20 protein-coding genes are annotated in these 23333 nt (G+C 55.0%); 12 read left to right on the top strand and 8 right to left on the bottom strand.

The features are described from left to right. The first annotated feature begins 15 nt into the window (after positions 1-15). From G538_RS0102270 to G538_RS14660, 7 genes are all read left to right on the top strand, one after another. Entirely contained in the window at positions 16-2427 is a 2412-nt protein-coding gene (locus tag G538_RS0102270) for a DUF6049 family protein (RefSeq protein WP_029068034.1), read from the top strand. Then, complete coding sequence (murJ, locus tag G538_RS0102265; RefSeq protein ID WP_029068033.1) at positions 2424-4085, top strand: murein biosynthesis integral membrane protein MurJ; 1662 nt, start codon at positions 2424-2426, stop codon at positions 4083-4085. The genes G538_RS0102270 and murJ overlap by 4 nt, the downstream gene beginning before the upstream one ends. A gap of 73 nt (positions 4086-4158) precedes the next feature. After that, complete coding sequence (locus G538_RS0102260) at positions 4159-5814, top strand: hypothetical protein (RefSeq protein ID WP_029068032.1); 1656 nt, start codon at positions 4159-4161, stop codon at positions 5812-5814. 118 nt (positions 5815-5932) lie between these two features. Further along, the gene (gene trxB / locus G538_RS0102255) at positions 5933-6874 is read left to right on the top strand and encodes a thioredoxin-disulfide reductase (protein ID WP_029068031.1); all 942 of its coding nucleotides are present in this window, start codon (positions 5933-5935) and stop codon (positions 6872-6874) included. A 24-nt stretch (positions 6875-6898) separates the two neighbouring features. Continuing rightward, entirely contained in the window at positions 6899-7222 is a 324-nt protein-coding gene (gene trxA / locus G538_RS0102250) for a thioredoxin (protein WP_029068030.1), read from the top strand. Positions 7223-7391: 169 nt separating this feature from the next. Then, a complete protein-coding gene (locus G538_RS0102245) occupies positions 7392-8702 on the top strand; it encodes an aminotransferase-like domain-containing protein (RefSeq protein WP_029068029.1) in 1311 nt (436 codons plus the stop codon). Further along, positions 8699-9682, top strand: a complete 984-nt coding sequence (locus G538_RS14660) for a D-alanine--D-alanine ligase family protein (protein WP_035832770.1) — start codon at positions 8699-8701, stop codon at positions 9680-9682. Before G538_RS0102245 ends, G538_RS14660 begins: the two co-directional genes overlap by 4 nt. Positions 9683-9887: 205 nt before the next feature. Here G538_RS14660 and G538_RS0102235 read toward each other — a convergent pair whose 3' ends face one another. The 8 genes from G538_RS0102235 to rpmH form a co-directional block, all read right to left on the bottom strand. Further along, complete coding sequence (locus tag G538_RS0102235) at positions 9888-11030, bottom strand: ParB/RepB/Spo0J family partition protein (RefSeq protein ID WP_029068028.1); 1143 nt, start codon at positions 11028-11030, stop codon at positions 9888-9890. A gap of 35 nt (positions 11031-11065) precedes the next feature. Beyond that, complete coding sequence (locus G538_RS0102230; protein ID WP_281170245.1) at positions 11066-11974, bottom strand: ParA family protein; 909 nt, start codon at positions 11972-11974, stop codon at positions 11066-11068. A 412-nt stretch (positions 11975-12386) separates the two neighbouring features. Then, a complete protein-coding gene (rsmG, locus tag G538_RS0102225; protein ID WP_035832768.1) occupies positions 12387-13013 on the bottom strand; it encodes a 16S rRNA (guanine(527)-N(7))-methyltransferase RsmG in 627 nt (208 codons plus the stop codon). Between the two features lie 66 nt (positions 13014-13079). After that, complete coding sequence (locus G538_RS0102220) at positions 13080-13580, bottom strand: Jag family protein (RefSeq protein ID WP_029068025.1); 501 nt, start codon at positions 13578-13580, stop codon at positions 13080-13082. A 32-nt stretch (positions 13581-13612) separates the two neighbouring features. Further along, complete coding sequence (yidC, locus tag G538_RS0102215) at positions 13613-14560, bottom strand: membrane protein insertase YidC (RefSeq protein WP_029068024.1); 948 nt, start codon at positions 14558-14560, stop codon at positions 13613-13615. A gap of 67 nt (positions 14561-14627) precedes the next feature. Next, the gene (gene yidD / locus G538_RS17660; protein WP_084617984.1) at positions 14628-14900 is read right to left on the bottom strand and encodes a membrane protein insertion efficiency factor YidD; all 273 of its coding nucleotides are present in this window, start codon (positions 14898-14900) and stop codon (positions 14628-14630) included. Then, positions 14900-15262 (bottom strand): ribonuclease P protein component, encoded by a 363-nt coding sequence (rnpA, locus tag G538_RS17655; RefSeq protein WP_084617982.1) that lies wholly within the window; start codon positions 15260-15262, stop codon positions 14900-14902. The genes yidD and rnpA overlap by 1 nt, the downstream gene beginning before the upstream one ends. A gap of 5 nt (positions 15263-15267) precedes the next feature. Continuing rightward, entirely contained in the window at positions 15268-15405 is a 138-nt protein-coding gene (rpmH, locus tag G538_RS17650) for a 50S ribosomal protein L34 (protein WP_084617980.1), read from the bottom strand. A gap of 542 nt (positions 15406-15947) precedes the next feature. Here rpmH and dnaA point away from each other — a divergent pair. The 5 genes from dnaA to gyrB all read left to right on the top strand — a co-directional run bounded on the left by dnaA (position 15948) and on the right by gyrB (position 23331). Beyond that, positions 15948-17369 (top strand): chromosomal replication initiator protein DnaA, encoded by a 1422-nt coding sequence (dnaA, locus tag G538_RS0102205; RefSeq protein ID WP_029068023.1) that lies wholly within the window; start codon positions 15948-15950, stop codon positions 17367-17369. A gap of 611 nt (positions 17370-17980) precedes the next feature. Further along, positions 17981-19111, top strand: coding sequence for a DNA polymerase III subunit beta (gene dnaN / locus G538_RS0102200; RefSeq protein WP_029068022.1), 1131 nt, complete (start codon positions 17981-17983; stop codon positions 19109-19111). A gap of 80 nt (positions 19112-19191) precedes the next feature. Continuing rightward, positions 19192-20499, top strand: a complete 1308-nt coding sequence (gene recF / locus G538_RS14655) for a DNA replication/repair protein RecF (RefSeq protein ID WP_084617978.1) — start codon at positions 19192-19194, stop codon at positions 20497-20499. Next, a complete protein-coding gene (locus tag G538_RS0102190) occupies positions 20486-21034 on the top strand; it encodes a DciA family protein (protein WP_084617976.1) in 549 nt (182 codons plus the stop codon). The genes recF and G538_RS0102190 overlap by 14 nt, the downstream gene beginning before the upstream one ends. A gap of 254 nt (positions 21035-21288) precedes the next feature. Next, positions 21289-23331: a DNA topoisomerase (ATP-hydrolyzing) subunit B gene (gene gyrB / locus G538_RS0102185; RefSeq protein WP_029068020.1), complete on the top strand. Its 2043-nt coding sequence runs from the start codon at positions 21289-21291 to the stop codon at positions 23329-23331. Positions 23332-23333: the final 2 nt, after the last annotated feature.

The raw sequence follows: 23333 nt of genomic DNA, 5'->3' as shown, positions 1-23333 counted from the left end.
GGACTTCTAGGACTCATGCGTCTGCAACTGCCCTCTCCAGCCATGATGCGCCCCCACACGGTGTGGGCGTTGATTGTGCTGTGTCTCTTGGCCCTCACACTCCCCGCGGGAGCAGTAGCTGCACCCGCTTCACACCCACTCTCACCAGCCATGACGGGTAGCACAGCCCTACCCATGCAGGGTGACAATGATGCTGGCGACTCCGTCAACGGCATGATGGTCCTCGACCGGCTCAGCCCGATGCTTATCACCGCTGACGATGACGTCACTGTTGAAGTGGTGGTCACCAACACCTCAGATGAGAAGCTCACCGACGCTTCCGTCTCGTTTAACCTCATGCGTTACCGGATTTCGACGCGTTCCGCTCTTGCCCAATGGGAACAGCAAGGGTTGGATGCGACGGTCGGCACACATATGGGTGCAGACAACATTAAAGACCTCGACCCTGGCGACTCTGCACGGGCGAAAATCACCGTTCCCGCACGGGACTTCCAACTCCTTGACGGTGAAATTGGGTGGGGGCCTCGCGGCATCAGCCTCGTGCTTGGTGGCACGCAAGAGGGGGAATACGCCCCCCGTGTGGACATCATGCACACCTATATTTTGTGGAACTCACGGGATAAAGACGCCGATGCGTTGCTTGACTTAGCAACCGCCGTCCCCGTAACAGGGCCTGCAGTTAACCCCGGTGACGCATCGGAAACTGCCCGGCGCTACTTGGAAGCAACCGGAACAGACAGCCGATTGGGTTCCGTCCTTGACCTCGTCCAACAGCATGACTTTGTGTCCTTGGCCGTTGACCCAGAACTTGTTCAAGGCGTTGCTGACGCAACGGTGACACCCATGTCAGACCTCGTAACAACGGGCGATGACACCGGCGAACCCGACACTGCTACCAGTGAACCCGAGGACGGCACCGAAGATGGCGCCGAGGGTGAAGGCGCAGAACCCGGGCAAGAGGACAGTGAACCTTTCGAACCCACCATCGAACAACAGTCGTCTTCTGAATGGTTGTCGAGTGTCACCAACCTCAAAGAGCACGAAGTGTTCTCCCTCTTCCCCTTTGACGCCGACCTCGCGGCATACGCTGTGGCCGAAAGCGCCCCGCAACCGGTGAACCTCTCGACGTACACAGTTGAGGGCATCGAATCATGGAAAACAGGGCTGTCTTGGTTGACCGGGGATTCCGTGGCAACCAGCACGTTGCACACGTCCTTGGACGCCAAACAACCGTGGACTCTGCTCGAACCAGGGCAAGTCACAGACCCCACACAGCAGGTGTACACCACAAGCTCCGCAACACCCGTTGAAACCCCAAACGGTGATGTGACCATGTTGGTCTCTGACTCCGTGCTCAGTGGCCTGCTCACTACACCAGGAACATCTAGTCCTGTGATGGCGCAACAGCGGTTGATCAGCGAACTCGCTGTGATTGCGAAAGAGCAACCATCAGAGGTCCGCGGGCTCCTGATTTCTGTTCCACGCGACTGGGCACCTGATACTGATGTTGCCGGCGCTCAACTTGAGGCACTGGACTCCCTGCCCTGGGTAGAGAACATCACCGTTGAGGAACTCGCCGAAGAGTCCTTACTCAACACCACAACATACTCACTGCCTGAAGCGCCTCAAACAACCGAACTACCCAGCTTTGACACGCTTGTCGCGGTGACATCATTGCGCGACAAAGTACGGCAGATTGCCACCGTCACCTCTGAACCGTCAACCTTCGCGGCCGGAGAACGCCGTCAACTCGCCGGGCTCCTCTCCGTTGCGTGGCGCGGTGACCAGTATCAACGCGGCCTTCTTCTCGATGCGACACAAACGCTACTGGGTGAAACAGTTGAAAGCCTCCAGGTCGTAACAAACCCTGACATCAATCTGATTTCAACAGGCTCTGAGATTCCACTGACAGTCCGAAATCGGCTAGACCAAGACATCAGTGTCACGGTGCGACTCACCCCCAGTGACTCAACCCTGCGCGTCCCAGAAGACATCGACGTTGACGTCCCTGCAGGAACCTCCGCAGCAATCAGAGTCCCAGTAGAAGCAGCTGGCTCAGGTGATGTCGATGTTGCCGTTGACGTACTCAACCAACAAGGCGACGTTGCAGCTTCAGCCCAATCATTCACCGTGCGAGTACGCGCTGACTGGGAAAACACCGGAACCATCATCATCATTGGGCTGTTGGTGATACTTCTCGGTGGGGGTGTCCTGCGCACACTACGCCGTGGACGCTCACAACGCCGCACCACCCCCGTAGACGTCCACGAAACTATTGAACGCCTCAAAGTCGAAACCGAAGGTGGCCCAGCCGCCGACACTGACGCCGGACATCATGACCCCCATGAAGACCACATCCGCGAAAATACAGAACGAGACAAAGCCCAGAGCACACCCCTGAACGAAGAAAACGAGGACAAGTCGTGACCTCTGGGACCTCCGCCCCTGAGCCAAAGAAGCAGTCACTAGGGAAAAGTTCACTGCTCATGGCCTCCGGCACAGCCGTGTCACGAGCCCTAGGACTAGTCCGAAACATCTTGCTCGTGGCAGTTATCGGCGCCACCGGATTAACCGCAGACGCCTTCGACGTAGCCAACAAAATCCCCAACATTTTGTATGCCATCATCGCGGGAGGCGTCCTCAACGCGGTGATCGTGCCGCAAGTAACCAGAGCCTACCGGTCAAAAAACGGTGACGAACAAGTCGACAAGCTCCTGACGTTCTCCGCCACCGTGCTCTTTGGCCTCACCCTGGTGTGTACTCTCGGTGCCACACTGATTGTTGCCCTCTACACCTCTGGAGACTGGACCGACCAGCAACTCGGCCTCGCCGTTGCCTTCGGTTACTGGTGCATCCCACAACTGTTCTTCTACGGCATCTACACGCTACTAGGCCAAGTCCTCAACGCTCGCGGACAATTTGGGCCATACATGTGGGCGCCAGCACTCAACAACGTCATCTCCATCATCGGGTTTGCAGCGTTCCTCCTCACCTACGGGCCACTAGCCATCGGGTCAGAAGACGACCTATCCCAGTGGACAGGACCAAAGATCGCCGTCATCGGCATCTCCGCAACGGCTGGTGTCATTGCCCAAGCACTCGTTCTCCTCATCCCCCTCTACCGCTCCGGCTTCCGATGGAAACTACGATTCGGGTTGCGCGGCTTCGGACTGCGATCCGTGGGGAAAGTAGGTCTATGGACCTTCCTGGCCCTCATGCTCGACCAAATCGCCGTATGGGTGACAACACGCATCGCCACGGCGGCACCGGGGTCAGCATCGTCCGGGGTAGACGTCATTGCTGGAAACGCGTCATATACCCAAGCTCTCATGGTTTATCTCCTCCCCCACTCCCTGGTCACGGTGTCCGTTGCGACAGCACTATTTACCGGAATGAGCGCGGCCGCCAGTGGCGGGGATATCGCCAAGGTTCGTGACCTCGTATCTCAAGGGCTTCGGGTCATTGCAGTGTTCACGGTGTTCGCCACCGCACTGTTCCTCGTCCTGTCGCTTCCCATCACCAAAGTCATGATCCCCACACTGTCTGTTGCTGAAGTAGGCGTTGTCTCCAACGTGCTCTTCGCCATGGCATTTGGGCTTGTCCCCCTTGGCGCAATGGTCATGATGAAGTGGGTGTACTTCGCCTTCGAAGACGGCAAGTCCATTTTCATGTTCCAAATCCCCGTCACCATCGTGCTGATGGGCGGGGCGTATCTGTTCACACTCCTCCTGCCAGGTGAACGGTGGGTCTTTGGCATTGGGCTCGCTATGAGCCTGTCAAACCTCATCGCCGTGATTTTGCGTGTCCGTGGTATCACAGAACGCCTCGGTGGGCTCGACGTTGCCCGCATCGTGCGACTCCACGTTCAGCTCATCGTTGCAGCAGGAATCTCCGGACTCGGCGGGTGGCTTGTCTTGAGCGTTTGGGGTTTCGACGCCTCCGATTCCTTCCTGTGGGCTGCATTTATCTGCGTCATTGTCGGAACAGTCATGACAGCGCTTTACCTACTCTCACTCCAAGTGATGAAAGTGCAGGAACTCACCGCATTAATGAACCCAATCCTGCAGAAAGTTTCACGCCGCTAAGACGATTTCCGCTAACCATGCACGTACGATGAACAGAGCACAGATCATCGGCAACACGGCAAGGAGAAAATAGGTGGCGAACCTACAGGCTGGCACCGTCATCGTGGCGCGCTACGATGTCACGGCGCGAACCCAGGTTCCTTGGGGAACTGGGGAAGCTTGGGAAGCCACCGACCGGATTTTCTCGCGTAATGTCCTCATCTATGAATTGTCTGCGGGGGCTGACTCTGCAGCGATGGACACCGCACGTGACATCGCGCAAATCACCCAGGACGGGATCATCCGAATCGTGGATATCCTCACCAAAGATGACCACCGCTACGTCATCACCGAAAAACCTGATGGCACCACCCTCTTTGGCCTCATCGCCGGAGGGACGCTTAGCGTCCGTCAAGCACGAGCAATCATTGGGATCGTTGCAACCACCCTCAAAGACACCCACGAACGCGGCTACGCCCACGGATCACTCACCCCCGCACACATCTGGCTTTCAGGCTCACGGATCGCGATCCACGGGCTTGCCGCACGGAATGTTCTGGGCGACAACAAAGCCCTCGGTGACGGTGCAATTGCCCGTGATATTCGCGGGCTAGCGGCCCTGTTCTACTTCGCGCTAACCGGCATCATGCCGGACTACAACAGCCGTGAACCCAACATTATCCCCCTCGTCGATGCCCTGCCTTCAGCCGAACACGACCTGAAAAAGCTCACTACCGGCATTCTTATGGGGAACACAGCTCTCATACACTCCGCCGAGGCTTTCCTCAGTACGCTTGGGCCGTGGAACACCGACGACATCCCATTCATTGATCTGCAGCCTGAAAAACTCTCCTCTGACAGTCCCGAAGAGCCACGGCCCGTGGTGCGCACCAGCACCCGCGCCACCCCCAGCACTGGCCGCGCAGAGCGAATTCCCGGTACACCACCGGTCGCACCCTACAAGCACTCCCCCGAGCCGTCCACGACCAGAGCAAAGATAGAACCTGTGACTTCACCACAAACACCTCCAATGATTCCGCAACGCACCCCCGTGCTTTCTCCACGCAGCGCTGCGGAACCGGATCAATCTCCACCCCGGCGTAACCGCCACGCATCGTCAACGGTCATCACTCTGGTGTTTTTCGGCCTTTTCCTCCTCGGAGGGTTGGTGTGGGCAATGTCCACATTCAATGCACCCTACGAACCAGCAATAGTTGCGCCATCTGGTCGCCCGGACCCATCCGTCGATGTGGTCGCTGGTGACGATGACAACGCGGACGGATCCGGCGGGGAAACAGCTGAACCAACAACCCCACCAAAGGTTGTTGTCCCAGTTATTGCTTCGGCGAAAGCGTTGGACCCTCAAGGGGACGAAAATGAGCACCCTGAACTTGAAGACCGCCTTGTTGATGGTGACTCAACGAGTATTTGGTACTCACGCACCTACAGCACCCCTAACTTCGGGAACCTGAAAACCGGAATCGGTATTGAAATCTCGCTTGAGGAAGAATCAACCGTTTCTTCTGTGTTGGTCTCATCCGCGAACACCGGAGGCAACATCGAGATCCGGGCCACCAACGCAAAGAACCCTGAAAAGGGCAAAGTGCTGGCAGAAGGCCCACTTGATGGCGAAACACAGTTCCGGTTCGACGATTCCGTTGACACCGATTCGCTCGTGTTGTGGTTCACCGAACTTCCCGTCCAGGAAGGCCAGAACCGTGCCTTCATCTATGAAATTAGCGTTACCTGATATTCCACAACCGCCTGGTATCTGCGTGAATTTCCGGTGAACACTGGCGTGAATAAAACGCCACATTGCTTTGTTACCCTAAGCGCAGCCACCAACCTGTTCGACCAAAGGAAACTACGTGTCCGAGAATGCAATCCACGACGTCATCATCATCGGCTCTGGTCCAGCAGGGTACACCGCTGCGATCTACGCTGCGCGAGCCGGGTTCAACCCGCTAGTACTCGCAGGGTCCATCACTGCCGGTGGCGCACTGATGAACACCACAGAGGTGGAAAACTTCCCCGGCTTCCCTGACGCTGTCATGGGCCCCCAGCTCATGGAAAACATGCAAAAACAGGCAGAAGCCTTCGGCGCCACCATCGAGTGGGACGACGCTGAAACCGTTGAACTACGCGGCGATATCAAAACCATCACCACCGCCAACGGCGACACCTACCAAGCAAAGTCCGTGATTCTTGCGACAGGTTCCGCATACCGCGAGTTGGGACTCTCTGATGAGAAGCGACTCTCCGGTAAGGGTGTTTCCTGGTGTGCAACCTGCGATGGCTTCTTCTTCCGCGACCAGCACATCGTTGTTGTCGGTGGCGGGGACTCAGCGATGGAGGAAGCAACATTCCTCACCCGCTTCGCAAGCAAGGTGACAATCGTTCACCGCCGTGACGAACTTCGTGCCTCAAAGATCATGGCAGAACGCGCTGAGAACAACGAAAAAATCGAATTTGCTCTCAACAACGAAGTCATCGCCATCCACGGTGAGGACAAAGTCACCGGCTTGCGCCTCCGCAACACGGTAACCGGCGAAGAACAAGAACTCGACGCGACTGCACTTTTTGTGGCTATCGGTCACGACCCACGCAGCACACTGTTCGCCGATCAAATCGACACAGATGCTGAAGGTTATGTCCTGGTCAAGGGCCGTTCCACACTCACCAACCTACCCGGTGTCTTCGCCTGTGGTGACCTGGTTGACCACACGTACCGCCAAGCCATCACAGCTGCCGGCTCCGGGTGCTCCGCAGCACTTGACGCCCAGCACTTCCTCGAGTCACTCAACGACTAACACCACCTTCCCCAAGGAGACACCATGGCGAACACCGTCGCCGTGACAGACGCAACATTCGATGCTGAGGTTTTGCAATCAGACCTCCCCGTTCTCGTCGATTTCTGGGCGGAATGGTGTGGCCCATGCCGTCAAGTAGCACCTATCCTTGAGGACCTCGCAGGCGAATACGAGGGACGGTTGAAGATCGTCAAACTCGATACTGACGCTAACCCTGCGACCACGATGAAGTTTGGTGTGGTTTCCATCCCCACTCTCAACATCTACCGTGGCGGAGAGTTGGTGAAGTCAATCACTGGCGGCCGCCCAAAGCGTCAACTTGCTGAGGAAATCGATTCGATTCTGTAACGTGAAGCGCTGACCGCGCATCACCAGTGTGAGATTCCCACCGTCATGGGGTGCCCGAGCATCGGGCACCCCATGACGTTTCTGTGTCAATGTTGTGAAGCGGTCCATATTGTGAATCGACACCAGAGCGCTGTGCGACTTTGCAGATGATGCGTGCGACACTAAAAGTGTGACCGCTCAAAAACCTCCCAGTAAGGGAACACGCCTCGATCCTTGGTTCGGCTCCTATGCGCAGCGCGCGCACAACATGCGAGCGTCTGAAGTTCGAGCGTTATTTGCGGTCGCGAACCGGCCAGAAGTTGTTTCACTCGCCGGTGGGATGCCCAACCTTGCTGACCTTCCGATGGATATCATCTCCAAAACCGTTGCGGATGTTGTCCTGCATGATGGCCTTGTCGCCTTGCAATACGGCTCCGGTCAGGGGCATGAGAAACTCCGTGAGCAGATCCTTGATGTGATGCGCCTCGAAGGTATCTCTGCTCACCCCGACGATGTTGTTGTAACAACCGGCTCCCAACAGGCCCTTGATCTTGTCACCCGCATCTTCATAAATCCCGGCGATGTCATTGTCGCTGAGGCCCCCTCCTACGTTGGTGCCCTCTCAGTTTTTCGTTCCTACGAAGCTGACGTCGCGCACGTTCCCATTGACGCACACGGTCTTATCCCAGAGCGGTTAGAAGAAACATTCCGCGAACTAGCAGCTGCCGGGCGCACTGTGAAGTTCCTCTACACCATCCCCAACTTTCACAACCCCGCTGGCGTCACTATCTCCCTGGAGCGCCGCCACCAGATTATTGACATCTGTCACCGCTACGGTGTTCTCATCATCGAAGACAACCCCTACGGGCTCCTCGGTTTCGATAAAGAACCTATCCCAGCCATGCGATCTTTCGACGAAGACGGCATCATCTACCTGGGGTCCTTCTCCAAAACGTTTGCCCCCGGCTTCCGAATCGGTTGGGCGGTCGCCCCGCACGCGGTGCGAGAAAAACTTGTCCTCGCCGCCGAGTCAGCGATTCTTTGCCCCTCCCATGCTTCACAGCTGGCAATCTCGGCGTACTTGGAAAACTGTGACTGGCAGGGCCAAATCAAAGAATTCCAACAGATGTACCGTCGCCGTCGTGACGCGATGATCTCAGCGTTGAGCGAGCATCTGCCAGAAGCATCGTGGAACGTTCCTGAGGGCGGTTTCTACACCTGGGTGAAACTGCCACCAGGCCTCGACTCTAAATCGATGCTCCCTCGAGCCGTCACTGGTCGTGTTGCCTACGTCCCCGGTACAGCTTTCTACTACGACGGCACCGGCGCAGACCACATGCGGTTAAGTTTCTGCTACCCCACGGAAGAGAACATCCGTGAGGGCATACGCAGGCTCGCAGCAGTAGTCAGCCAAGAGCGTGAAGCCGTCGAACTTTTCGGCACCTCACCCCAACTTGATGATGTAACAGACGTCGACGCACCAGGACCGGATATCGCATGAGCAGTTCAACACCTTACGTCGTTATCCTCGCCGGTGGGCTCTCCCACGAACGCGATGTTTCCCTGCGCTCAGGGCGCCGAGTTGCTGAAGCACTGCGCAGCACGGGCATCGAAGTTTCCGTTTTCGACGTTGATGCCCAACTCATTCCACGGCTCACCGAACGCCGCCCCGACCTGGTGTGGCCGCTGCTGCACGGGGCAAGCGGTGAAGATGGCTCAGTGCGTGACGTTCTCGAACTTCTTGATGTCCCATACCTCGGCACGCGCCCACGGGAAACCCGTGTGGCATGGAACAAGCCCGTTGCCAAGGCGGTACTCGCTGCTATGGGAATCCAAACGCCCTCGTATGTGACGCTGCCTCAGAGTCTGTTCCGTGAACTTGGGGCGCGTTCCATGATGGATGCGATCTCCTCAAAATTGGGACTACCCCTAGTGGTGAAACCAGCGCAAGGCGGGTCGGCGCTTGGTGTCACCTTGGTGACTCGTGTTGAGCAATTGCCGCAAGCCCTCGTTAACTGCTTTGCATATGGTGACCTAGCGCTTGTTGAACAAGCGATCACTGGAACCGAGATCGCTGTGTCGGTGTCTGAGAGCATCGAAGATGGTGAACGGGTCCTCACCGCTCTTCCCGCTGTAGAGATCGTTACAGAGGGTCCTTACGACTACGATGCCCGGTACAACCCTGGGCGCACACAGTACTTCACCCCGGCTCGCCTTAGCTCTGAGGTTTCCGATGCCGCTTCCGCAGCAGCCATCACCGCTCACCGCGCTTTGGGGTTGCGTGATATCTCTCGCACTGACCTGATCGTTGATGAACATGGTGTGCCGTGGTTCTTGGAAGTAAATGTGGCACCGGGTATGACTGAGACTTCTCTTTTGCCGCAGAGTGTTGTCGCCTCAGGAGCGCATCTTGCTCAGGTGTACAGCCAATGGGTGCGTTCAGCTATCGGTAATTATGCTGAAGAACCCGTTGACGCCTAGGACACCTAGTTCGTTGATGCAGGTGTAGTTTTGATTCTTGAAACAAGCAAATCTGGACGTTTTTCCCTGAAAGTCGGGGCAAAAACGTCCAGATTTGCTTGTGGAGGGCACTTTTAGTCCCCTATGGGGAATCATCCACGGGGTAGTGAGAATGTCACTCAGAGGCCCTGTTTTGTGAGTCCGATTTGTTATGTAATGTGATGATTCAGGATTCCTTGACGGGAGCGACCGTGCCGGTCTCCTCCGGAGCCATCATTGCGAGAATCCGATCTAAATCTTCGAGCGTCGCGAACTCAACAGTGAGCCGTCCCTTAGACCGGCCCATGTTCACCTTCACGCGTGTGTCAAAACGATCAGACAAACGAGAAGCGAGGTTCTCAACAATTTCGTTGCGCTCAACAACACGACGGCGAGGCGCACGTGGCGAATCACCATCGCCTCTCACTGCAACCGCTTCCTCAGTGGCACGGACCGACAAACCTTCTGAGACAATTCGCTGCGCCAACTTTTCCATGTCCGAAGAGTCTGTCAGCCCCAAAAGTGCGCGTGCGTGCCCTGCACTCAACACCCCTGCTGCCACCCGACGCTGCACGAGCGGGGGTAGATTCAAAAGCCTCAGTGTGTTCGAGATCTGGGGCCGCGAGCGAGAAATACGAGCTGCAAGATCTTCGTGTGTGCATCCAAAGTCATCAAGAAGTTGTCGGTATGCTGCCGCCTCTTCTAGTGGATTCAACGCACTACGGTGAAGGTTTTCGAGCAGTGCATCGCGAAGCATTGCTGAGTCATCGGTTTCCCGAATGATGGCTGGAATAGCCGTCAATCCAGCTTCTTGCGATGCTCGCCAACGCCGTTCACCCATGATGAGTTCATAACCAGAATCGTCGCGCTGCCGCACAACGATAGGTTGAAGAACACCAATTTCACGAATGGAACCAACCAGTTCCTCTAGTTCGCCTTCATCAAAGTTGACCCGTGGCTGGCGCGGGTTAGGGATGATCGCGTCAATTGGCAACTCAGCAAACCGCGCACCAGGAACAGGAACAAGCTCTGTTTCACGTGAAACACTCTGCGCACGCCGCTTTGAGGTTGGCGGTGCTAGCGCATCTGAAGTGAGTTGTGCGTCGTCAACCTGTACGGCAGCGGACACCGGTGTCTGCTGCGCACGGCGCCGCGGTGGTGCTTGCAGCACCTCACGCGCACCGTGCGATAGGAGGCTAGGCGTACGGTTTGATGCTTCTTCTGGTGAGCGGTTGTCTGGGAAGAAGACATCTACTGGTCGCTCGTTCTCGGCAGCCGTGGGAATGAGGGCACCCAAGCCGCGACCCAGTCCTCGCTTTTTCTCACTCATCGATCTGTTGTCACCTTTCTTCGACGACTGGGTCGTCACTGGTCGTGCTGACGCTTAGATGCCATCTCAAAGGCAGCTTGCCGATAAGCAAGAGCGCCCGTCGATGTCGGTTCATACGAAACAACAGTTTGCCCATAGGACGGCGCTTCGGACACTCGGACCGATCTGGGAATCGATGTCTCCAGTGTTTGCCGCCCAAAGTGCTCCCGGACTTCACGGACAACTTGCTGAGCCAGGTTTGTCCGACCGTCATACATCGTCAGCAGAATCGTGGAGACGTGTAATTCACGGTTGAGGTGAGACTGAATCATCTCGATAGTTTTCAGTAGCTGACTCAAACCTTCAAGGGCGTAGTACTCACACTGAATGGGAATGAGGACTTCGCGGCCAGTCACAAATGCGTTCACTGTCAGGAGCCCGAGGCTGGGTGGGCAGTCAACAAAGACATAGTCCAACCGAGAAAGACCTTGGTTTTCTCTTTCCTCGATGTACTGATCCAGTGCTCTGCGCAGTCTTGTTTCACGTGAAACAAGTGAGACCAGTTCGATTTCTGCGCCGGAGAGATCAATCGTTGCTGGAACAACAAGAAGGTTTGGGAACTCCGGGCATTGAACAACGGTCTCCCCCAACGGACGTTCCTCAACGAGCACATCGTAAATAGACGGAACCCCGGAACGGTGGTCAATACCCAACGCTGTTGATGCGTTTCCCTGGGGGTCGGAGTCAATGACAAGAACATTGAGGCCACCTTGGGCCATCGCTGCTGCAAGATTGACCGTTGACGTGGTCTTCCCCACTCCCCCCTTCTGGTTCGCAACCGTGACGATCCGAGTCTTGTCAGGTCGTGGGTACTGAAGGCCTTGTAACGTGAGACGACGCCTTGTGTCCTCAGCCAACTGTGCAGCAAGTGGCGTGGAATCGTCGATATCGGGGATGCTACTCACAACGTTCTCGATCCTTGTATCTCTTGAGGGGTGGGGGCAACGCTGTCAGATTCTCCAACGTGTAGCCAGTGCAGACCATGCAACCCTCTGCGCTTCTCACAACAATCCCAACGCCGTCGGCACTAGGTGTCACGACGTCGAGAGGCTGAGCGGACGGGCGCTCGGCGCATCATCGCATCGTGCAGTAACTCAACGATACTGTGCATTGAAGTAATACGCAGTCATCTGTTGGGAGTTTTCTTCAACTCGTTTTCCCGAGCAGCACCCTCCTCGTCTATGGTCCACTGATTCACAATGAATCTAGAGACGACTGAGGGCAGTGAATGTTTCACGTGAAACATTCACTGCCCTCAGTCAGCGAGCGAGCCAGCCGCCAGGATTACGGTCACATCGGCTGTATAACTACAGTGCGTCACCCCCGCACGGAACGCACAACTGTCGTGGCTTCAACAGCATCAATCGTTCTTGCTTCTAAGATCTCCGGCTCCGACATCTTAAACTTACGAAGCACCTTCCGTGCTGGTTCTATTTCCTGTTCCACCGATCGCCCCTTCAACACAACTAGTTCGCCGCCTGATTCAAGGAGAGGAACAGCCCAGCGCGATAGTTTGTCGAGTGCAGCAACTGCCCGTGCAGTTACCGCTGACACTGTGAAAGCGCCATGGAACTCTTCAGCCCGCCCACGCAGCACCTCAACCGAAGTGAGGCCCACGTGGTCAATTGCTTCGGTAAGCCAGGCACAGCGACGTTCCATGGGTTCAATCAATCGCACGTGTACATCCGGGAGCATACAAGCGATCACTAGTCCGGGGAGCCCCGCTCCACTACCAAGATCTGCCACGCTTCCCTGCACGGGAAGGTATGGGACAACCGCCGCTGAATTCAGAATGTGTCGATCCCATAACCGGTCTAATTCACGCGGACCGATGAGGCCGCGCACCTCCCCCTCGGCACCGAGTATTTCAGCGAACGCGTTGACGCGTTCCCATGATTCTCCGAAGTACTCTCGTACAACAGCTTCATCCAAATGAGCGTCCACGCTCCACTTCCTTTCTCCAACACAAAAGGCCCGCATAGTCATGCGAGCCTCTTGTGATGCAAATAATTACTGAGCTGGTGAGATCTCAATGTACCGATCAGGATCGACACCGTGTGACTCACTGGTTAGACCAGCATCCGTCACGACGTCGTGCACCACTTTGCGCTCAAAGGCGTTGAGTGGTTCCAGAGCAATGGCACGACCAGTTGATTGAACCTTGGCGATCGCGTCATTTGCCAGTGCAGTGAGTTCTTCACGGCGCCCTGCGCGGTACCCGGCAACGTCCAACATCAGTCGGCTACGTTCCCCAGTTTTAGCTTGAACGGCTAGCCGCGCAAGCTCCTGAAGAGCCTCAAGAACTTCACCTTCGCGGCCAACGAGGTGGCGAATAGATGCGCTGTCGTCCGCAATGATGGCGACAGACGCACGGTCGTGTTCAACATCAATCTCGATGTCACCATCGAGGTCAGCGATATCGAGCAATTCTTCAAGATAATCTGCTGCGACGTCACCCTCTTCTTCAAGTTGTGCAACGCGCTTGCGATCAAGCTGCTGTGCTGATCCCATGTTGTGCTCCTCAGTTACCAGTGGTCAAGTCTCTATTTTTTGCGCTTCTTGCGCTTCTTGCGCTGAGGCTGTTCGCGTTGTCCACGCGGCTGGATAACAGTTGGCTTCTCAGGCTCTTCAATGACGATGCCCTTTTTAGCCGCCTTGCGCGCATTACGTTCGTTCAGGCGCTTCTCTGCTTCTGAACCAGGTGTAGGCATGCGGTTGATGGTGTAGAACTGTTGACCAGTGGACCACAAGTTGGAAACAACCCAGTAGATCAACACACCAATGGGGAAGTTCACTCCGGAGATAGCCATCATCCCAGGGATGAGGTAGAGCATAATTTTCTGCGTCTGGGCCATCGGGCCTTGCAGCGCAGAAGCTGGCATGTTCTTCATCGTCAGCTGTCGCTGGGTGATGTAGAGCGTGGCACACATCAGGACGATGAGAATCGCCGAAACGATTTTAGTGTTGGTATCCGTCGGCTGGTGCAGGAACGTTGATGACAGGCTCGCACCGAACAACTCGGAGTTCTCAATCTGCTGAGCAACGCCCTGGTCAATAGGCCCAATGCTTGAACTCTCACCAGTGGCAATGTTGTTCATTCCGTTAAGAACACGGAATAGAGCGAAGAAGATTGGGGTTTGTAACAGAATGGGCATGCACGACGCCAGTGGGTTCGTGCCGTGCTTGGAGTACAGCCCCATTGTCTCGCGCCCCATTGCTTCACGAGATGCGGGGTCAGTACGGTTTTTGTACTTCTTCTGAATTGCTTGTAGCTCAGGCTGAATCATCTGCATCGCTCGGGATGCTTTGATCTGCTTGAAGAACAGCGGGATGATGATGATACGGATGACGATGGTCAACCCGATTACCGAGAAGATCCATGCGACGCCCTCACCATCAGGGAGACCAAGGAAGACGAAGAATTTGTGACATAGATACATAATCCATGCCACAGCCCATTCAATAGGCTTAAGAATTACAAAGAAATCCACTGTCTACTCCCGTGCCTGAGCACTACTTCTTATCTTGTGCGCGATCGAGGTCAGGCAGTCACTTGGGTTATGCGTTATCCCTGGGTGCCTGCTGTTGTTCTGTGCGGGCTGGAGGAACATCATCGATCCCTCCAGGGGTCCACGGTACGCACCTCATCAATCTCCATGCTGCTAACACAGTTCCACGTCCCGCACCATGAACTTCAATGGCAGTCTTCGCGTAACTAGAGCAACTCGGGTGATAGCGACAAGTAGGTCCCGTGAGGATCGATATATAGCGTTGGTAAAAGCCAATGACTGCGAGCAAGGATCGTCGAGGAACCTTGGTCCATGTTGTCATCAGCTTCTCACCTTGGCTTTTTTGTGTTGGCAGGTCACCAAAAGGCGATCGAAGTCTTGACCAAGCTGGTCAAACGAAGCCAACGAGGCATGCGGTAGCGCACGAACAACTAGCAACTCACCAGGAGTTAGACGAGGTAAACGTTCTCGTGTAATCGCCCTCAGTCGTCGTTTGACGAGATTGCGAGTGACTGCATTCCCAACTGCTTTAGATACAACAAAACCGACCGATGGCGGTGCATCTGGCGCCTCAGCGTTCGAGGCAAGATGGACCACCATGGTCGATTTTCCTGCGCGCACCCCGCGGCGTACTGCTAGACCAAATTGGTCCGAGCTGCGGATGCGGTGCGCAGAAGGTAACACCGCTGTCAGACGGTGAGTTCAGCGCGGCCCTTACGGCGGCGTGCTCCGAGGATTGCGCGCCCTGCGCGGGTACGCATACGCAGACGGAAGCCGTGGGTCTTTGCGCGACGCCGGTTGTTCGGCTGGTAAGTCCGCTTGCTCACGAGTTTCTCCAAAGGTTCTCAGTGCGTGGCCTCACGGATACGCACGGTGGTCTAAGTGTGTTTCAGTCTTCCCTGAGGATCAGGAACTCTGCGTCGTAAAAGCCCGGTTTTCGGGCGGGCAGAAGCATCTGAAACAACCCTAAAACGGTACGCCAAACGAGGGCTCTGGGTCAAATATTCTGGGCATGCGACCGCTGTGTTCATGGTCACCCAGCACTTCCACACCCCAAACGTCAGCTGTGGATAATCGCTCTGAGAGAAAAGAAATCCACAGGGTGAGGCGCGCAACTGTGGATAACTGTGATATTGACCAAGATGGCCAACCGACTCCTGTTGAAACTACATCGATGAGATTACCTGTGACCTGTTGAACCGCGCAAATACAAGGACTACGCTACGAGAACGCACTACGCACAGGCTGTGGATAACTTTGTGGATGACCCCTCTTGTGGGACACTGATCATCGCCCGCCTGTGAATTATCCACAACCCTGTTGATGAAATAATCCACAACTTTGAACACCTCTGTGAGAAGGACTGTCCGTGACGACTCAAGATGAATCCCTAACAACTTTGTGGGAATCAATCGTGACGGACCTCGAAGGAAGTCAGGATTCAACTCCACGGTTGATTGCCCTTCTCCGCGGCACCCGTCTGATGGGATTTCTCGATCAAACAGCAATCGTTGGTGTGGCCAATGACGGTCAGCGAGATTTCTTCGAACGGCGAGGCCGCCAAGAACTGACTGAGGCAATTTCACGCGCGGTTGGTAAGCAGATTCATCTGGCAGTCACTGTCAATCCAGAGCTTGAGCGGGCACCAGAACCAGATTTTGTTCAACAGCCCGTTCCACCAGCAGAAACGCGTCACGAGTCAACACCTTCACTTGTTGATCGCGAGCCTGTTCCTGTGAAATCTGCAGACGAAGGCAACAGGCTTAATCCAAAGTACATTTTTGAAACCTTCGTTATTGGTGCATCTAACCGATTTGCCCATGCCGCCGCTGTCGCTGTTGCTGAAGCGCCGGCCAAGGCCTACAGTCCCCTCTTTATCTATGGTGGTTCTGGCCTGGGGAAAACCCACCTGCTACACGCGATTGGTAACTACGCTCTCAATCTTTATCCACATGCAAAGGTGAAGTATGTGAATTCGGAGGAGTTCACCAACGACTTCATCAACTCCATTCGTGATGAGCGTGCCGGTGCCTTCCAACGGCGCCACCGTGAAGTCGACTTTCTTTTGATCGATGACATCCAGTTTCTTCAAGGCAAAGAAGCGACGATGGAAGAGTTCTTCCATACGTTTAATGCCCTCCACAATGCCAACAAGCAAGTAGTCATCACCTCAGACCTGCCGCCTAAGCAACTAGCTGGTTTTGAGGATCGTCTTCGATCACGGTTCGAGTGGGGTCTTATCACTGATGTTCAGCCTCCTGACCTCGAAACGCGTATCGCAATTCTGCGCAAAAAGGCGGCTGGCGAGAGGCTCGCTGCTCCAGATGACGTCTTGGAGTACATTGCGTCGAAAATTTCCTCGAACATCCGTGAACTCGAAGGTGCGTTGATTCGGGTTACGGCTTTCGCCAACTTGAACCGTCAGCCCGTTGACCTGGCTCTAGCGGAAATTGTCCTCAAAGACCTCATTACCGATGATGATGAAGCCTCGCAGATCACCGCATCTTCAGTGATTGCGCAAACTGCGGCATATTTTGGGCTGACCATCGAGGATCTCTGCGGTGCATCCCGATCACGTGTGCTTGTCACTGCACGCCAGATCGCTATGTACCTTTGTCGGGAGCTTACCGACCTATCTCTCCCAAAAATTGGCGCTCAATTTGGTGGCCGTGATCACACAACTGTGATGCACGCCAATCGAAAAATCGCTGAACAGATGGCTGAACGGCGCTCAATCTACAACCAAGTCACCGAACTGACGAGCCGCATCAAACAACAGCATCGCGGGTAGTCCACAGCATCCACAACCTGTGGACAACACTCTGTCAACAACCTGTGGAGAAGGGCGGGAGAACCGAAATTGCGCGGTTCTCCCGCCCTTTCTCTGTGCCATCCCTAGCTTTTCATCCACATCTCTGTGCACAAGAATGGGCCACTTTTCCACACCTGTTGACAAACATGTTGATAACAGGTGGATAACTCCTCAGACCTGTGTATGACGACCCCCTGATCTGTGGAAACGCAATGAATAACTTTTCCTCGTCCACAACGCGCATTTTCTATCCACAAGTTGTCCCCCTGTTCACCCACAGGCAGAACTGTTGATATGACAAGGCAAACAGCGGTTTTCCACAGTATCCACAGGACCTACTATGACTACTAACCATTGATAACTAGAAGAGGCGAACACCTTCGAAGGGCTGTGAGGGCGATGGAGCTCGATGTCTCCTGACACACATCCACACCTGTGTGCAAGTGCTGTGGATATCGCCTCGACACAACGGCCAGTTCAGCGCAGGCAAACCTACTAATGCATGAGATGATCTATGTTGACTAGACTGAGCGTCGATATAAACACTGTGGCTCACCGCTGATACACCTGAGCCGATGGAGGGAGAGCGAATGAAGTTCCGGGTTGAACGCGATGTACTAGCTGAGGCTGTCACCTGGACTGCTCGCACACTCCCCAATCGCCCGCCTGCTCCAGTACTTGCTGGAGTTCGCATTGAGGCAACTCAAGAGGGCATTCTCAATCTCGCATCCTTCGACTATGAAGTTTCAGCCCGAGCTGAAATTCCAGCGGATGTCTCTGAAGCAGGAACAATCTTGGTTTCCGGGAAGCTTCTTGCTGAGATCTCCAAGTCCCTGCCCAATAAGCCTGTGGACTTCTCCGTAGAGGGCACGAAAGTTTCAGTCGTCTGCGGAGCTTCACGGTTCAGCCTGCTAACGATGCCTGTGGACGAGTATCCGTCTCTGCCTCTCATGCCTGAACTAACTGGTGTTGTTGACGGTCAAGAGATGACTGCAGCAGTTTCCCAGGTAACAGTTGCTGCGAGCCGTGATGACACGCTCCCGTTGCTGACTGGTGTGCGCATCGAAATTGAAGGCGAAAAGATCACTTTGCTCGCCACTGATCGCTACCGCCTTGCTCTGCGCGAACTGACATGGAGCCCAACCTCCCCAGAGATTTCCACAGTTGCTCTCGTTCGGGCGCGAACCCTCAATGATGTCTCCAAGTCGCTTGGATCATCAGGCGAGGTAAACGTTGCCCTTTCTGTAGGCAATGGGGTGGATATGATCGGTTTTGAAGCCGGTGGACGCCACACGACCTCCCTGCTAGTTGACGGCGATTACCCACACGTACGCCGACTCTTCCCTGACGAAACACCCATTCACGCTGTCGTGGCGACGCAACCACTGATCGATGCAGCTCGACGTGTCGCGCTCGTTGCTGAGCGGAACACACCGATCCGCCTCAACTTCGCTGAAGGTCAAGTCATTCTTGATGCAGGGCAAGGCGATGACGCGCAAGCTTCAGAAGCGTTGGAGTCAACGCTTGTTGGTGAAGAGATTTCGGTTGCCTTTAATCCGCAGTTCCTCCTCGATGGGCTTAACGCACTGGGGACAGACTTTGTCCGTCTGTCTTTCACACACCCGAACAAGCCAGTTGAGTTCACGGGACAAGAATCGCTCGATGGCGAAGACTCGAAGCACTACCGCTATTTGCTCGTCCCCATCCGCTTTGCAAACTAAAGCTCTACGCAAGACCAATGGGCTGGGGATGTTTCACGTGAAACATCCCCAGCCCATTGGCGTTTCTCGGAGTAGATGACATGTATGTCTCTCACCTTTCACTCCTCGACTATCGCTCATACGAGCATGTCGATCTCGAGTTGAGTCCTGGCGTCAATATTTTGGTCGGCAGGAACGGGCAAGGAAAAACCAATCTGGTTGAAGCGATTGGTTACCTGGCTACTCTTGGTTCCCATCGTGTGTCTCATGATCAAGCACTTGTTCGGGTTGGGGCCCAGCGAGCGATCATCAAATCGCGAGTTGTCCGCGGAGAACGTGCCCAAGTCGTCGAACTCGAAGTCAACATCGGAAAAGCAAATCGCGCCAGGGTAAATCGTGGATCGCATTCCCGTGCGTCATCAGCGCTGGGGATCGTGAAGACAGTGCTGTTTGCGCCAGAAGACCTCGTCCTCGTGAAAGGCGACCCGGACGCTCGCCGCGCATACCTCGATGGTTTAACGGTGCTGATATCCCCACGTATGCGTTCTGTGCTCAGTGACTATGACAAGGTTGTTCGCCAGCGGTCTGCCCTCTTGAAAAGCCTAGGCTCCAGCCGTGCGGTGCTAAACGAAGCTGATCGCGCCTCTCTGGCGATCTGGGATGAACGCCTTGTGGAACTTGGTTCAACAGTGATTGCGCTAAGGCAGCGGATTGTTGCGGCTATCGCGCCGCATATTTCCACGAGCTACACCGTTGTGAGCCAGGCGCAGTCTATTGCTCACTTGGGGTATCGCCCGTCGTTAAATAGTTGGCTTGCCACTCCCCTGCCCCCCGTTGCTGCAGTTGAGGACATTCAAGAAGCATTCCGCGAAGCACTAGCTGCTGCACAGCGCAAAGAGCTCGACCGGGGTGTTTGCCTTGCAGGCCCACACCGGGATGACCTTGAACAGATGCTCGATGACCTGCCGGTGAAAGGTTACGCCAGCCACGGGGAAAGTTGGTCGTATGCGCTAGCGATGCGCTTGGCGTCATATACGTTAATGACTCAAGGGCCGGATCAAGATAACCCAGCGGCGGCTGAACTCGCAGATATTTGGTGGACAGACTCATCTGATGACACTGAGCCCATCCTGATTCTTGACGATGTGTTTGCTGAGTTGGACTCGCAGCGCCGCCGCCAACTTGCATCGATTGCTGCGAATGCACGGCAGGTCATCATTACTGCTGCTGTTCCCCAAGATGTGCCACAGGAACTTGTGGGTAGAACGTTGTATGTCACAAGGGGTGCAGTATCTTCCCAACAGCCAGGACCTGATGATGTTGTCCTAGGTAATGACAATGACACTCCCCTGTCCGATAGAGAAGTAACAGGGGCATCCGGTGGCGAGGAACCGCATGGAGACGCCTGAGGACCTTCCAAAACCGCGCCCGCGTAGTGTGGCAGAGGTTGATGGGTTGATGCCCCCATCGGCGGTGGCGAAACTTGCGCTCAATAGAGCTCAAGCCGCTGCGCGGTCGCGTGGCTTACACCCGACTAATCGTCGCCGAGCAGATGAACTGAAAGCTGAGGGCTCTCAATTAAGGGCTCGACGCGATCCGCAACTGTTTGGCGAAACGTTGGGTTCTCTTTTGTCCGAGCGCGGATGGAACGCCGATGTAGCAGTGGGTGGTGTCCTTTCGCGTTGGCCTGAGATTGTTGGCAAAGATATCGCTGATAATTCAACGGCTGAGAGCTTCGATGATGGAATCCTGCGGGTGCGTGCTCACTCCACTGCATGGGCAACCCAGCTGAAGTTCCTGACAGCGAACATTCTTGCGGCTATTGCCAAGGTGATTGGTGATGGTGTGGTTATTGAGCTAAAAATCGTTGGACCGGATGCCGGAAGTTTCTCGCGTGGTCGGTTACGTGTAAAGGGGCCAGGTGCCCGAGATACCTGGGGTTGATAGCATTTTTGAGGCTTCTCGCGGGCTTCATAGAAGCCCGCTGGGCGCGATGAAAGACACACAGACACAGGGGACCCCACAACACCTGTGAAAAACTCGTTTAATCGCAGATATTCGCGCGATTTCCGGTAGAATAGTCTAGACGATCCGGTTCATCAGATGGCCGGAAGACAAGCAAGAGCACCACAGGGCGGCCTACAGTACGTAAAGCCGCTTTGTTGTGTCCTGCAGGATGACTAGGAGCACCACCCCTCGTGGCAGAACTCAACAGCACAGCGGTAGAGCACACTAAGCCGGCTCAGCACCAAGGCTCATATGACGCCAATGCGATCACCGTTCTTGAAGGCCTCGAGGCGGTCCGTAAACGTCCGGGCATGTACATCGGTTCCACCGGAGAGCGCGGACTCCACCACCTTGTCTATGAGGTTGTGGACAACTCAGTGGATGAAGCCCTAGCCGGCTACTGCGACACCATCAACGTCACGATCCTTGAGGACGGGGCTGTTGAAGTGAGTGACAACGGCCGTGGAATCCCCGTGGCGATCCACCCCACAGAAGGCCGCCCCACCGTCGAGGTGGTTATGACAATCCTTCACGCTGGTGGAAAATTTGGTGGCAGCGGCTATGCGGTGTCCGGTGGACTTCACGGTGTAGGTATTTCCGTGGTTAACGCACTGTCTCAGCGGGTTGAAACCGTGGTGCGCCGTGATGGCTACACCTGGTATCAATCATTTGCTGATGGTGGTAAGCCGGTCGGTGAACTGCGTCAGGGTGAGGCAACAGACCAAACAGGAACAACTCAAACGTTCTGGCCTGACGGTGGAATCTTTGAAACCGTTGATTTTGATTTTGAAACCTTGCGTGCGCGGTTCCAGCAGATGGCTTTTTTGAACAAGGGCCTGAGTATCACGTTGACTGACAAACGACCAAACCACACTGATGTGTCAGGTGATGAGGTTGCTGGTTCTGAAGACACTCCAACCAACGAAAAAATCAAGTCCGTCACCTTCCGATACGATGCCGGATTGTTGGACTACGTTCGTCACTTGAACTCCGCTAAGCGCGTTGAGGTCATTCACGACGAAGTTATTGCGTTCGAATCTGAGGATAAAGAACGTCGTATCTCGGTTGAGATTGCTATGCAGTGGACCAACGCGTACTCAGAATCGGTTCACACCTACGCGAACACCATTTCCACAACTGAGGGAGGGACACACGAAGAAGGTTTCCGTGCGGCCATGACCTCTTTGATCAACCGTTACGCACGTAACAAGGGGATCTTGAAGGAAAAGGATGACAACCTCACTGGTGAGGACATCCGTGAAGGATTGACTGCAGTCCTTTCGATCAAACTTGGTGAACCGCAGTTTGAAGGGCAAACCAAAACGAAGCTGGGTAACACTGAGGCACGTACCTTTGTGCAATCCATCGTCAACGAGAAAATGAATGACTGGCTTGACGCTCACCCAGGTGAAGCGAAGGACATCATTCGTAAGGCAATTCAGGCATCCCAAGCGCGATTAGCTGCACGTAAAGCACGTGAAGCAACCCGCCGTAAGGGGTTGTTGGAATCTGGTGGTATGCCAGGTAAGTTGCGCGACTGCCAATCGAACCGGCCAGCGGAATGCGAAATCTACATTGTGGAGGGTGACTCCGCAGGTGGTTCCGCCGTGCGTGGGCGCGACCCTCACATTCAAGCGATCCTGCCGCTGCGTGGAAAGATCCTCAACGTTGAGCGTGCACGCCTTGACCGAGCGTTGTCTAACACTGAAGTTCAAGCACTCATCACCGCGTTTGGTACCGGGATCGGTGAGGACTTCGATATCAACAAGCTGCGGTATCACAAGATTGTGTTGATGGCTGACGCTGATGTTGATGGTCAACACATTTGTACGCTGCTGTTGACGTTGTTGTTCCGCTACATGCGCCCATTGATTGAACATGGTCACGTGTTTTTGGCTCAGCCACCGTTGTACCGCGTGAAGTGGACAAATGCTGAACATGATTACGTGTTCTCTGACAAACAGCGTGATGACTGTGTTCGAGAGGGTATTGCTGCTGGTAAGCGCATCCCTAAGGACAACGGTATTCAGCGGTATAAGGGTCTTGGAGAGATGGATTACTCCGAGTTGTGGGACACCACTATGGACCCCGAGCACCGCACTTTGCTCCAAGTGACTCTTGAGGATGCTGCCGCTGCTGATGAGATCTTTGCGATTCTCATGGGTGAGGACGTTGAATCGCGCCGTAACTTTATCCAACGCAACGCACGGGATGTCAGATTCCTCGATATCTGAGG

This window comes from Jonesia quinghaiensis DSM 15701 (assembly GCF_000423205.1).
Taxonomy (GTDB): Bacteria; Actinomycetota; Actinomycetes; order Actinomycetales; family Cellulomonadaceae; genus Jonesia; species Jonesia quinghaiensis.
The sequence above is the reverse complement of the archived record's forward strand: the minus strand, read 5'-3'. Positions and strand labels throughout refer to the sequence as shown.